Origin of the sequence: Niastella koreensis GR20-10 (assembly GCF_000246855.1) — a bacterium.
Classification (GTDB): Bacteria; Bacteroidota; Bacteroidia; order Chitinophagales; family Chitinophagaceae; genus Niastella; species Niastella koreensis.
On record NC_016609.1, the window covers coordinates 5,254,433 to 5,267,382 of the forward strand.

The window sequence follows — 12,950 nt, forward strand, 5'->3', positions numbered from 1 at the left end:
CGTTGACAGGTTGACGAGTTAACTTGTTAACCTGTCAACGTGTTAACTATTTAATAATTCACATACCGCTCTTCAAAACTCCCATCCGCATAAAAATCAATCACGCCATAACCTGGCGCCGTTTGCCGTCTGTTGCCTTCCCACCACGCGCCGCTTACTGCGCCGTTACAAATAAAGGTCACATCGTTGTACACCACTTTATCACGCAGGTGAATATGTCCGCTCAAACATAATTTTACATTCTTATGCTGGTAAAACAGGTCAATGATTTTTGCCGTATCAGTATGCATGTCGCCACCAAGCATGGTCCATTTATTTACGATATGATCTTCTACCATCAGGGTGGCGGTCAAAATGGGGATATGTGACAATACACAAACGGGCATGGTAGCAGGTGTGGCTTTTAGTTCCTGTTGTAACCAGTTCATTTGCTCATCGCCCAGTTTGCCAATGTACCAGGTATTATCAATATCCAGGTGCGTACTATCGAGCACAATAAACTTCCAGCCATTTTTTGAGAAGGAATAATAAGAGTTGCTTAATCCTAATTGTTCCAGCGAAAACTTTTTACCATACAATGCCTGGCCCTTGTCATCTTCATTCCACCAGATATCGTGATTGCCCAGGGCGTAGTGCATAGGAATAGAGCATTCTGCTTTAACAATGCTATGCCAAAGGTTCCATTCTGTTTTTATAGTTTCCAGGTTTTCCTTGTTCATATCAAAAACAACATCGCCGCCGTTGAGGATCAGGTCTACTCCCGGCTTTTGGTCCTGCACATGTTGTAAACAGCGGCGGAAACGCGCTGGTGCATCCCATTTATCTTTTATATGAATATCGGTGAGATGGGCTACTCGCAGCACCGGCTTTTTATTGGCTGCTTCTATGGTAACCGGTAAAGCGGACCCCAAAAGGAGTCCGCCGGTATTTTTGATCCATGATCTTCTTTGCATATTATTGCCAGTGTGGATTTTGTTGCAACTTTTGATTCAGCAGTAATTCCTGCGTTGGCAAAGGAAACAGATAATCCCTGTCTTCCCTGAAATTCTTTGGAATGTTTTTGTTAATTAAGATGTTGCCACCGGCTGCGCCATTTTCCAACACTACATCGGTGCCCAGTTCCAGCAATTGTACATTGGGGGTAGCAGGTTTGGTACCTGACCAAATGATCAAATCGGCAGCACCATCCCCATCCAGGTCATAACTGCCTGTACCGGGAAAATAAGCGCCTTTGAATTGAACCGCCAGCAGGTGGCCTTCGCTCCAGCGCATCAGGTCGTTCCAGGCAAATCCTTCCATCACCAGCTCAATGCGGCGTTCTCGACGGATCTCCAGCAGCACACCCAGGTTGGAACCGCTTGCATGGGTGTATTGCGCTACTAAATAAGGATCTGGATTGCTATTGGCGGCAGCCATATTCAGCGCAGGCATGCCTACGCGGTCACGCAACAATTTTACAGACTGGTCCAGATCGGCCTGGGTGAGCGAGCCCAGTTCTGCTTTTGCTTCTGCAAAGTTCAACAGCACTTCGGCATAACGAAAAACCGGCAGCGCATTGGGCGAATGACCCAGTGCATCATTGGCTGCGCCGGTGACAAATTTTATCAGTTGATAACCCGTAACCGTACCGCTGTAGGCAGGCGCCAGGGCTACATTCCCATCGAGTCGTTTATAGCCAGGACCACGAACTGTTTGCATTAATCGGGGATCGCGGTTTTGCATTTCATCATAGAACTGCATGGTGGCATACCCCGGTTTATCGGTAAAGCGCGAACCATCTTTCATCAGGTAACTGTTCACCAGGCTTTTTTCCAACCCGGGTTTACCAAAAGATGGCGCAGTAGTGTAATAATTCACGTTATGAAATACCTGCAGCGTAGCGCTGTATTGCCGCGCCAGTAAAACTTCGTCGGCAATGGGTGTTAACGCGGTAAACAGGTCTCGGTACACTACATCGGCTGCGCTTTTATAAATGGTATACACGCCTGAGCTGATCAGGTCCTGTGCGGCATTGGCCGATAACTGTAAAAAACGATCGGCGCCTGACAGATTGAACTCAGGATGGTATTTGCGGAAAGTGCCTTCAAACAAACAAAACCTCGACTTCAGGGCCAGCGCCGTCCACTTTGTTACCTCCGATACATTTTTACCAGTACCCAAATGCGCAATGGCAAAATCAATATCATTTACTACAGAATCCATCACCAGCGTTCTGGGATCACGCGCCTTATACAATTGGGCTGTATCACTTACTTCCAACGGTCCCGAATACCAGGGCACATCGCCAAAATGCGCTACCATGCTTGAGTAGAACCAGGCGCGGAAGAATTTCGCCACCGCCAGGTATTTATAGGTGATGGAAGTATCCAGTTTACCGCGTGTATAGTTGGCGATAAAATAGTTTACATTTCGCAGATTGCTCCAGTCCCAGCCGCCGCCCGATACCGGGATTGGCCGGTTACCGGTTTGCTCCGGACTTAAACCTGTCAATACAATATTACTGGCGGTTTCGCCGTACAGGCTATAAAACTCTTTATTAGCCCCATCTGCATCCGGCACCATATTATCATAGAATGAGCGTACATACAGCAACAATTCATTCTCGGTATTGAACCCATTGTTTGGCGTTATCTGGGAGAGCGGTTGCCTGTCCAACACCTTTGAACAACCCGCGAACAACACGCCTATAACCAGGATGGAAAATATTTTTTTCATGTTACAGAAACAGTTTGATGATTAGAAATTAACGTCAAGCCCAAAAGAGAACTGTTTAGAGAATGGATAGTCGCGGCCGCCCCAGTCGCTTGCCATCCCGGGTGTTACCTGCTCGGGATCTATATATTTTGAATCCATTTTTGTTAAAGTAAACAGGTTCTGACCGGTAAAGTAGCAGCGGATGCGTTGCATTTTTAACCGTCTGCTCCAGGTAATGGGCAGATTATATCCCACTGTCAGATTCTTTAACCGGATGTAGCCAATGTCCTGCAAATATTTGTCATCGGGAATGGAGAGATCACCACCTGCGTAAGAACTATATCCACGTAACAAGGGGAAGTAAGCATTGGGGTTAGAAGGGCTCCAGATCTTGTCTGGGAAATCCTTAGGCACAAATGCCACATACGGGCGTCCATATGGCCCCCAGAATAATGAAGATTCCACATCAGGCCACCAGTTCTGTTTGCCAATACCCTGGAAGAAGAAAGAAACATCGAAATTGTTCCAGCTGAAATTACCATTGATGCCAAATGAATACCGGGGCAGTTTATTCCCGAGTCTTTCCAGGTCACCATGATCGGCCAGGGTGTTTTTGCCATTGTTGATTACGCCATCGGGTTTGCCATCCGGGCCCGACAGATCTTTAAACTTCAGATCACCTGCATGTAGTTTGCTCCACTCGCCCGGAGATGCAACGCGTTGGTCAAGATCGATATAATCCTGGTTGATGGGATAAGCCGCCGCTTCTGCATCCGTTTTAAAATAACCATCCGTTCTGTATCCCCAGATCTCGCCTACCTGTTTTCCATCGTAATAAGTAAGGGTATGCTCGTCGCCCAATATTTTATTGGGGTTATAATAGCGGGTGATCTTTGCCGTGTAATCAGACAGCGCCACCCCAAAGCCATACGTGAAGCGTTTGCCCAGCAACGTACCGCCATCCTGCCATTTAACCGATAATTCAAAACCATTGGTTTGCAGATCGCCTGCATTTTGTAAAGGCGCTGCGGCCCCGAATACTGCCGGCAGGGTTAAACCCGGTGCCAGCATGTTGGTTGTTTTACGGCGGTACCGATCAAAGCTGAGCTGTAACCGGTTTTTTAGGAAGGCCGCATCGATACCCAGGTTCAGGGATGCAGTGCGTTCCCAGGTGAAATTGGGGGTTACCGGCGCAGGCGCGCTTAACACCTGGGTTTTGCTGCCACCAGTGAGGTAACTGGTCAATGAACTGTTCATCAGCGGCACGTAGGGATACAGCGCCGATGGCGAATTGTAATTGCCCAGGTCCTGGTTACCCAGCGAGCCATAGGAACCCCGGAGTTTTAATTCCGACACAACAGGGGTGAGCTTTTCAAAGAATGCTTCCTTACTGATGCGCCAGCCCGCAGATACGGATGGAAAGAAACCAAAACGCTCGTTGCCGGGGAACCGGGAGCTCCCATCATAACGGCCATCTACTTCCAGCAAATACTTTCCTGCATAATCGTAATTGGCGCGGAAGAAATAACCCAGCAAGGCCCATTCGCCGGCGCTGCCATTGGCGGTGGGCGAAGTAGTTCCCAGGTCAATCTGGTTCAGATCGTCTGATAACAGATTGCCTTTGGTAACAGAATCCGTTTTAAATTGCTGCACTTCTTCATTAAAACCTGCAGTAAGTTTTACCATATGTAAACCAAAAGTCTTTTCATAAGTAGCAAACAGGTTTAATGAATGGTGTTGGTCCATATGTGTGCCTTCCATCAGAATATCTTCTCCGGCTTTGCTGATGGTGCCTGGATAAACCGACCAGGGAATTAACGCCCGGCGTTGATAAGTAGAAGAGGGCGCCAGTTGATAAGTATAATTGCCATTAACAGAAAGTCCTTTCAGAATCTGGGCTGTTAATGCTACAGTATTGCTCAGGTTATTATTTTTGGTACCGCCATGCGATTTACCATTTTGCAGATCGGCATATTCATACGCGCCATAGTTGTTCAGGTTGGTACGGAAAAAGAAGGTACCATCCGGGTTTTTGGGAACGTAGGAAGCCATGGCATGATTGTAATAACCGGTTGGATATGGACTGTAACCGGGATAGGTATAATCGTTGACGCCGAATTGGGTGTTGGTAGATAAAGTAAGCCAATCTGTAAGGTGTGCATTGATCTTGGCGCGGAAGTTATAAGCGTTGTACAGGTTGGGCGAAAAATAAGTCTGGTACATGCCCTCCTGCCGGTAATAGCGGCCCGAAATGAAATAATCCACTTTCTCATTGCCGCCACTCATATTGATGTGGTGCTCCATACCCGGCCATGTTTTGCGAAACAAAAAATGCCACCAGTCGGTATTGCCATAGTACACATACATAGGCGTACCATTCCTGTTCTGTACAACTACAGATGGCAGAGAGGGATCGGTTTTGCGTTTTTTCATTTCTTCATAGTCGGCCGCCGTATACCCGGTATAGCTGCTGCCCACATTACGCGAGAAGGCTACATCGGCCAGTGAATCCTGCAAAAAACCATCGGTAATAAAATCGGTACGGGTAGTTATACTTTGAATGCTATAACTCGTTCCATAGTTAATGCTCAGCTTTCCCTTTTTTGCCTGTTTGGTGGTAACGAGAATAACGCCAAAAGCGGCACGCGCACCATAGATGGCTGCGGAAGAGGCATCTTTCAATACAGACAGCGATTCAATATCTGATGGATTCAACATATTGATATCACCAGGCGCGCCATCGATCAGGATGAGCGGGCTTCCGGTGGTATTGGATACCGACGCAAAACCACGCACGTTGAAGGTGCCGGTGCTGCCGGGATGCCCATCGCCAAAATTGATATTGAGGTTAGGGATAGCGCCCTGCAATGCCTGTGCAACAGAAGACACCGGCCTGTCTTCAAATACGCGGGCATCTACGGTGCTTACTGCGCCGGTTACATTCACTTTCTTTTGCGTACCATACCCCACCACCACTACATCTTCGAGGAGGCTGTTCTTTTCTGTCAGCCGGATCATAAGGGTATTCTTTCCTTTCCCTTTTACGACAAACCCGGGGAATTCATTTTTTTCATAGCCTACGGTAGAAAATTGAAAATCATATTTTTCACCGGTACGAAACTCATGGAACACAAAATCGCCGCTCGAGTCTGTTGTAGTATTGTACACGCGACCGGTTGATCGCTCGGTTGCAACCACATTTACCCCGGCTAATGCGGAGCCCCGCATGCTGAGCACGGTACCGCGCACATCCGATACTTCGCCTGTAGTTGTACTGGCTTCCTTGCTTTGGGCCAGCAGCCGCCCTTGCAAAACCAGGATCATGATGAGGCATACGATGCCCCTGAAGAGCATTTTCGCTTTTCCCATTTAGTTATAGTTTTTAAATATGTTGAATAAGAGTGAAGTGAGCGTGGACCCTATTTTATAATAAATCCATCGCCGGCAGCAATCAATGAAAGTCCGTTTATTCGCGTAACCGTTTTTAAGATCAGTTCTATGGCATCGCCCGGTAATACCGAGCCGGTAAAATAAGCATCGTTTATACTGTTGTTGTTATATTGAATGGCCACATGATAGCGGCGTTTCAATACTTCCAGCACCGTAACCAGTTGGGCGTTGTTAAAGAGCAGGGTATCGCCCACCCTTCTCACTTCTTTTGTATGCGCCAGCAACGCCTTCTTACTTTCTTCTACTGGTAATTTCTCCTGTTCCCAGCGGCTCACCGTTGGCTGATGAGCGGTTGTAGTGAACGCCATTTCTTCACCCGGCGCCAGGTAAATGTCATTGCTGGTGGAGTCTGCATCTAACCGGTGAATAACAACTTTCCCCGTATACAGGCGAACCCTGATATCGCCCGCCCGTTTGGCAGCCACCAAAAAAGAAGTTCCCAATGCTGTAGTGGAATAACCATTGGCGTTCACACTAAACGGTTTGCTTTTGTTGTGCGCCACATTAAAGTTAGCCTGACCCTCCAGCGTTACAACCCGGTTGTGCTGGTTGTAGGTGGCAGAGTCGTACCGTAGTACAGCGCCTGGTTCCAGCACAACCGTTGTTCCATCAACCATCCGGATGGTTAATGGGTGGGTGTCTGATGCATTTCTTGTTGCCAGTAATTGATGCGTAACAGTTAACGTTTGCTTTGCTACCAACCTGTTTTTATTATGCGGTAACATCAGCATAGTAATGCCCAATGCCAGTACAATGCCCGCTGCTGCTGCCCAACGAACCCAATGCATCGATCGCACGGGTGTTGAACGGTGGGTGGAGCGTTGAATAACCGCCAACATCTTTTTCTCGTACGGTTCAGGATATTTGCCCACGGGGGATGCGGCTGACCAGTCCCGGGCAAGCTGGGGCTCCGTTTCATTTTCCAACAGCCAGTTCATGACCTGCTGTGCTTCTTCCGGAGTACAATTGCCCTGGTAATAACGATCGATCAATTCCTGGTCAGGCTGCATAAATTTTGTAGCTGTTTTAATCATGTACACCGCAGGTAAAACAATTCCCCTACTGGTTACATTTTGTTAACATTCAAAAAAAAGGATAGTCAGAATAAGCAGTAAATCGGGAGAAAGGACCCGCAGTTGCCGGGTAGCTTTGGCAAGATGGTTCTCCACCGTTTTTACCGAAATGGATAATTGTGTGGCGATTTCTTTATTGGAAAGGCCCTGGCGGGCTTTGAGCAGAATTACTTTTTTGCGAACCGGCGGTAGGTGTTGGGTTATTTTTTCCAGCAGGTCCTGGGTTTCAAAACCGGTATTTTCGTTGTCGCTGGTGTTGGCTCCCACCGGATACATTTGGTTCGCATAGGTAAGTTCGCGGGCAGCTTTCCGGTCTTCCTGCCGAAGGTGATTGAGCAGAACAGATTTGGCAATAATATATACCTGTTTTTCTGGTGGGTGCAGTAAGGAAAGTGAAGCGCGGTAATTATAAATGCGGATGAAACATTGCTGGGTAAGTTCTTTCGCTGCTTCTGAATGACGGGTCCTTTTCAGAAAGAAGTTATACACTTTTCCGTTCAGAAGATAATACATGTCCACAAAGGCTTTTTCATCTCCTTCCCGGATTGCCAAAATGTCTATTGTGCTATTCATTGCCCTGAAGGGTGGTTACTATCAGGGCAAATGTAAAAACATATAAGTGCTGCAGATATTATCATTACATTAATAACTACTATACTATTATAGCAACTACTTCGTGACTAACTCAACCGGCATAATTTTGTCCGGACCTTGCATTTATATGAGCTGCACCTTACTTTTATGGTCATATGAATGCTTATTTGCATGCAGAAATTTCAGTTAAGAAAAGAGGTGGCAAAATAGAGGACTATTTAGCCCTGCACGATTTCATGGACTCTACCAAGGAACTTTGCAGTGATAACCGGCACAGGATCCTACATACCATGTGGGGCATTAAAAGAGTGGTTGTTCCCATCTTCGGGCATTCCTTTCAAAACTCGGCCGGTAAAACTGTTAACGTAAAAGACATTTGCGAACAGGACCACATCTTACCCGATTACCGCAACCGGTTTATTCCCACCTTAAGTGATTTTACCGATGCCATCGACCCGCATAAGGATGATCTGCAAAGGCTAAGCGCTTTTTACAACGACTACAAAGACGATAAAGAAATAAGCGAATTACTGATCTCGCCCCTGAATAATACCGGCCACATCAAATCGCTTTTAATAACCCATAACAGCTGGTTCATCAACGAGATCATTCCAAAGATCTTTAAAAGAAATATCCGGCTGCAGGCTTTCCCCCTTGCCCCGTCGGACCTGTTTAACCGGATGAACTTTGCATTGTGGATGGACAATGGGTTTGAATACCCCGCAAGCGCTCAAAAAACAAAAAATATCTTCTCAAACTAATCGTACCATGGAAAAAAAATTCAGCCTGCATAAACTTTGGTTCTTTTATACGGATGAATGGATCGTGGAAAACGGACTGGCCCAAAGTATTGGCACTTTTGCTACACGGGAAGAAGCCGAACGCGAAAAAAAGCGATTGGACCGTGAGTCGTTAAAAAAAATGCACAGCTACGACCTGATCCGCGACCTGACCAGCTTTTATGAAAAAAACTACCAGGAAGTACAGGACAAATTAATTGATTATGCCAAAAGCCAGGGTTGGGATGATTCGTTAAAACAACATTCTTTTGGTAACGACCCCGCCAAATTCTATTATGAACTGGCATTGCCGGCTACCGCAACCGATGAGCAGTTAGACAGGATCATGGACATTACCGGCGCCAGTTTTCACAAACTGATTGAATACAAAGATGTAAAAGAGTATGCCTATGTAAAGATGAACTATGAGTTCTGGGGCAAAAAAGTTTTTGATAAACTGAAAGCCGATGGCATCCTCGATTCAAGAAGTCCATATTTAAACGGCGGGTCTAACAAGGGCTTTTACCTCATAGATACCCCTCCTAAAGGCAGAAAAACTGCTAAATTCAGTTCCCCTGAAACGGCAGTCAACATGGCCATCAAGATATTCCTGGAATGCGTAGCCGCCTTTCCCGACAATAATTTCCTGGGCAAAACCTATGTGGGAGAATGGTCGGAGGCGTACACTTTGTTAATGGCCTATTTGCAATATTGCAGTACCATCCGGTTACAGGCTACTGAAGTAACAAAAGACAATTTAAAAAGCTTTAAAGCCAAACTGAAAAAACTGAAGTCAACCACCGAGCTTACAGAGGGCATGCAATATTTTGATGTTGCCTTTAGTGAGGCGGCAGCTACAAGCCCTGAGGAAATACTGGGGTTGATAGAATTGTTGAAACTGGAACCCTTTACTATCTATAATATGATTGCCGAGATCGACGGACAGACAGTTAAAGATTATGTAGCCGATTCAAGCACCATGTAAGCCGACAGGACACCGATGAAATTATCCAGGGAATCTTTCTGCAGATCTGGCAATGCAATATTACCTGGAGCCGGGCCGCCAACGCGAAAAAAGCATCGCTATCGCCAATCAGGCTTTGACCTACTGTAATGCTACTATTTTTTATTCAAGCTCGTGCCTGCCATCATTCGCCACCTTAGTACCATCTGCCACTTTGTAAATACGCAATGCCAGGTATTCTTTGGCCGGCAGTTTTATCGATGCCTTGTTTTTTTCAATGAACCTGTACCGGTTATCGGGCATGGGCACTACTTCAAACTCTTTATCAACCGGTGTTATAGTCATGTTCCAGGTGTCGATAATATCTGCCTTGAATTTAGCGCCGTTGGTGAGATCTCTTTTCGGCAATACAAAATCCCATTTGGTTAATTTATCTTTTCCAAAATAAATAAGGTAATACTCGCCTGCTTTACCCGCCATATTGGTTTCCCAGTATTGGTCAATCGGGCTTAATCCTTCCTTAGGCCCACTCTCCACGATCTTTCTTAAGAAGGCAATACGGGCCGGGCTTGTACCAATCAGTTTACCGCCGTACGAGATCCACGGACTGGTTTTATATGTTTCGCCATGGGTGGCGTAACCGCCGCCGATGTAGGCATTCCAAAAACGGAAAGTCATTTCTTCACCGGTTAATTGTCCCCAACGGCTTTCAATATCGCCTTCATAGTTGATCTCATCATTTAAAATTGGTTTTTTGTACAGATCACGCAACAAAGGTGTGCCCCACGGCGCCTTCACCACATTGTAATACTGCAGGCTTACATGAGTTACCCAGGGTTTTGCATAATCGTAGATCCTGTCAGCGTTGTGGATAGAACGCAGGTGATGATAAGGATCCTTCTCCTGCACCAGTTTAAACAGTTCGTCCCAGTCTTCATCAGTCATGCTTTTGATAAAACTGTTTTCATTGCACATGCTCCACCAGATGTTGCGGTACGCCGCATAACGGGCTACCATGTAACGTGTAAAACGTTTGTTCACTTCCTGGCCCATCATATCAAAACCCCATTTCCCTTTATCGTACGGACGGAATAGGATCATATCCGCTTCCACCCCGATGTTTCTTAACTGCTGCACACAGGAATCGATGTTTTTAAAATACGCGGGGTTGAACCGGGAAAAATCCCAGTTGTCTTTATTAGTGCCTTCAAACGGAAAAGTAGTGATCGTAAGCGGACCGGTAACATATCTGTCTTTATAAGGCGGTACGGCTAAAAAGCGGGCTTTGTTAAAGGCGCTGGAAGCCATTGTTTCAATTGTCTGTTTCTTTGTGTCCACATCCTGGAATGGCCATTCGTAAATGGTAGTACCAAAAGGCCAGTAAGGCGTTCCATCTTCATACTGGAAATGATAAGTAGCTCTTACCCGTACCGGGCCGTGATTATTTTTTGAAGCAGGGGTACACTCAAAATTACCCTTGCTGTTATTCAGTTCTTTTTTATTACTGGTGGTAACATAACTCCAGGCGCCTTCTTTATCGGGCATGAAACGGATCTTGTAAATACCATTACCATCGTAATATCCCTCCTGGTCATACACTTTATCGCCATTGGTAAAATGGGCGATCAATTCGGTTCCCATAAAGGGATTGCCGGTTGACGGGCCTTTCAGGGTCAATTCAAATACATCCCATTTTTCAACTTTGTCCTGCGCTACTATTTTACCAACCAATACCAACAGGAACAGGGCGGCCATTCCGATTTTTTTCATGCGTGGCACTATTTTTTAGGCCTGTAAGATAATGCAGTGGTGATAATAAACTTCATTTAGACACTTCATCTTATTCATTTTTAATCCGTATTTTAGGTTGGTTGACGAGTTGACACGTTAACAAGGGAAAGGAGCTTGGGGTGAATAAAGTGGAAAGTTGATAGGGTTGACAGGGTTGATAAAGGAAGAAAATACAAAATGTCGTACGCTGAATGTCGAATATCGAATGTTGAAGTAAAGAAAACGGGTAAAAGCCAAAAGGTACCAGGCAAAAGCTAAAACCGGAAGTGTATTTGCTTTCAGCTTTTAACTTTCGGCTTTCAGCCTGTATTTGCTTGCAGCTTGCAGCCTGAAGCTTGCAGCCGTTTTGTTGCCGTTTACCAATACACAATTAATTGCTATTATTATGATCGTTCTCACCTTTACGCTGATCCTGTTTGCAGGCGCCGCCATTGCCGGATTAATTGGCTCGTTAACCGGTTTGGGCGGTGGTGTGGTGTTAATACCGCTGTTAACCCTTGTATTTAAAGTAGATATTCATTATGCTATTGGTACTTCCCTCATTAGTGTAATTGCTACGTCTTCCGGCGCAGCCGCTGCGTATGTAAAGGAGGGCATTACCAATATCCGGTTAGGGATGTTCCTCGAACTGGCCACTACTATTGGCGCCATTATGGGCGCCGTGTTGGCAAAACATGTTTCCACTTCTCTTATTGCCATTATTTTTGGCATCATGCTGCTGGTTTCGGCGATAACTTCTTTTATTCACCAGGAGGATAAAATTGATGGTGGATCTCCAGGCCGGTTATCAACCTGGCTACAATTGAATAATACCTATCCAACCGGAACCGGGCCGAAATCCTATATAGTTCACCATGTAGCGGGTGGGTTTGTAATGATGAATATAGCCGGTATTGTATCCGGGTTGTTGGGGATTGGCTCAGGTGCGTTAAAGGTTATTGCCATGGACCGGATCATGCGCATCCCTTTCAAGGTATCTACTACTACCAGCAATTTTATGATTGGCGTTACCGCAGCAGCCAGCGCCGGTATTTATTTAAAGGAAGGGTACATTGATCCGGGGCTTTCCATGCCCGTTGTGCTGGGCGTTTTACTGGGCGCATTCATTGGCTCTAAAATTTTATTCAGGGCACAAACCAAAGTGCTGAAAATTCTTTTTGCGATCATCATCTCGGTGCTTGCAGTAGAAATGATCTATAACGGTATCACCCATAAATTATAATCATGCGCAAACAGCTTCATAAACCGGAAGATAAAGACCTGGAGATAATCATGGGAAACCTGTTGCGATTTGGTGTATTGTTCGCTGCCATTATTGTGGTGGCCGGGGCCTTTGTTTATTTACAACAACACAGTTTCGATAAAACGCAATACACCAGTTTTGCCGGTGAACCGGAACGGTTTACGGCCTATAAACGCATCTGGCAAACCGCGTTCCAGGGCCGGGGAAGATCAATTATTCAATTAGGACTGCTGTTCCTGATCGCCACGCCTATAGCAAGGATTGTTTTCTCCATAGTGGGCTTTGTACTGGAAAGGGATGTATTATATACGATCATTACGTGTATCGTACTCACCGTTGTACTCTATGGGTTCCTGTAACCT

Annotated in this window: 10 protein-coding genes; 4 read left to right on the forward strand and 6 right to left on the reverse strand. The window is 45.9% G+C overall.

Going from position 1 to position 12,950, the window contains the following annotated elements; genetic code table 11:
• Nucleotides 1-50: 50 nt before the first annotated feature.
• The 5 genes from NIAKO_RS20550 to NIAKO_RS20570 are packed head-to-tail and all read right to left on the reverse strand — an operon-like array spanning nt 51 to nt 7,790.
• On the reverse strand, nt 51-953 hold the full coding sequence (locus NIAKO_RS20550) for a metallophosphoesterase family protein (protein ID WP_014220373.1): 903 nt from the start codon (nt 951-953) through the stop codon (nt 51-53).
• A gap of 1 nt (nt 954) precedes the next feature.
• Nucleotides 955-2,715, reverse strand: coding sequence for a RagB/SusD family nutrient uptake outer membrane protein (locus NIAKO_RS20555; protein ID WP_014220374.1), 1,761 nt, complete (start codon nt 2,713-2,715; stop codon nt 955-957).
• Nucleotides 2,716-2,736: 21 nt separating this feature from the next.
• Nucleotides 2,737-6,063: a SusC/RagA family TonB-linked outer membrane protein gene (locus NIAKO_RS20560; RefSeq protein ID WP_014220375.1), complete on the reverse strand. Its 3,327-nt coding sequence runs from the start codon at nt 6,061-6,063 to the stop codon at nt 2,737-2,739.
• Nucleotides 6,064-6,113: 50 nt separating this feature from the next.
• Nucleotides 6,114-7,178 carry a FecR family protein gene (locus NIAKO_RS20565; RefSeq protein ID WP_041347078.1) on the reverse strand — a complete coding sequence of 355 codons (1,065 nt, stop codon included), beginning with the start codon at nt 7,176-7,178 and terminating at the stop codon, nt 6,114-6,116.
• Between the two features lie 42 nt (nt 7,179-7,220).
• Nucleotides 7,221-7,790, reverse strand: a complete 570-nt coding sequence (locus NIAKO_RS20570; RefSeq protein ID WP_014220377.1) for an RNA polymerase sigma factor — start codon at nt 7,788-7,790, stop codon at nt 7,221-7,223.
• Nucleotides 7,791-7,966: 176 nt separating this feature from the next.
• Between NIAKO_RS20570 and NIAKO_RS20575 the strand changes: the two genes are divergently transcribed.
• Both NIAKO_RS20575 and NIAKO_RS20580 read left to right on the forward strand, forming a co-directional pair.
• A complete protein-coding gene (locus NIAKO_RS20575; protein WP_014220378.1) occupies nt 7,967-8,572 on the forward strand; it encodes a DUF6915 family protein in 606 nt (201 codons plus the stop codon).
• A 7-nt stretch (nt 8,573-8,579) separates the two neighbouring features.
• Nucleotides 8,580-9,575 (forward strand): hypothetical protein, encoded by a 996-nt coding sequence (locus tag NIAKO_RS20580; RefSeq protein WP_014220379.1) that lies wholly within the window; start codon nt 8,580-8,582, stop codon nt 9,573-9,575.
• A 141-nt stretch (nt 9,576-9,716) separates the two neighbouring features.
• On the opposite strand, the gene NIAKO_RS20585 is transcribed toward NIAKO_RS20580, so the two are convergent.
• On the reverse strand, nt 9,717-11,324 hold the full coding sequence (locus NIAKO_RS20585; RefSeq protein ID WP_014220380.1) for a DUF5060 domain-containing protein: 1,608 nt from the start codon (nt 11,322-11,324) through the stop codon (nt 9,717-9,719).
• 406 nt (nt 11,325-11,730) lie between these two features.
• Here NIAKO_RS20585 and NIAKO_RS20590 point away from each other — a divergent pair, with 406 nt between their 5' ends.
• Nucleotides 11,731-12,567 carry a sulfite exporter TauE/SafE family protein gene (locus tag NIAKO_RS20590; protein ID WP_014220381.1) on the forward strand — a complete coding sequence of 279 codons (837 nt, stop codon included), beginning with the start codon at nt 11,731-11,733 and terminating at the stop codon, nt 12,565-12,567.
• 2 nt (nt 12,568-12,569) lie between these two features.
• Entirely contained in the window at nt 12,570-12,947 is a 378-nt protein-coding gene (locus NIAKO_RS20595) for a DUF1634 domain-containing protein (RefSeq protein ID WP_014220382.1), read from the forward strand.
• The last annotated feature ends 3 nt before the right edge of the window (nt 12,948-12,950 follow it).

Bases quoted from the DNA above. Each gene is read 5' to 3' on its own strand.
- NIAKO_RS20550 (WP_014220373.1), bottom strand. From the start codon at position 953: ATGCAAAGAAGATCATGGATCAAAAATACCGGCGGACTCCTTTTGGGG.
- NIAKO_RS20555 (WP_014220374.1), bottom strand. From the start codon at position 2,715: ATGAAAAAAATATTTTCCATCCTGGTTATAGGCGTGTTGTTCGCGGGT.
- NIAKO_RS20560 (WP_014220375.1), bottom strand. From the start codon at position 6,063: ATGGGAAAAGCGAAAATGCTCTTCAGGGGCATCGTATGCCTCATCATG.
- NIAKO_RS20565 (WP_041347078.1), bottom strand. From the start codon at position 7,178: ATGATTAAAACAGCTACAAAATTTATGCAGCCTGACCAGGAATTGATC.
- NIAKO_RS20570 (WP_014220377.1), bottom strand. From the start codon at position 7,790: ATGAATAGCACAATAGACATTTTGGCAATCCGGGAAGGAGATGAAAAA.
- NIAKO_RS20575 (WP_014220378.1), top strand. From the start codon at position 7,967: ATGAATGCTTATTTGCATGCAGAAATTTCAGTTAAGAAAAGAGGTGGC.
- NIAKO_RS20580 (WP_014220379.1), top strand. From the start codon at position 8,580: ATGGAAAAAAAATTCAGCCTGCATAAACTTTGGTTCTTTTATACGGAT.
- NIAKO_RS20585 (WP_014220380.1), bottom strand. From the start codon at position 11,324: ATGAAAAAAATCGGAATGGCCGCCCTGTTCCTGTTGGTATTGGTTGGT.
- NIAKO_RS20590 (WP_014220381.1), top strand. From the start codon at position 11,731: ATGATCGTTCTCACCTTTACGCTGATCCTGTTTGCAGGCGCCGCCATT.
- NIAKO_RS20595 (WP_014220382.1), top strand. From the start codon at position 12,570: ATGCGCAAACAGCTTCATAAACCGGAAGATAAAGACCTGGAGATAATC.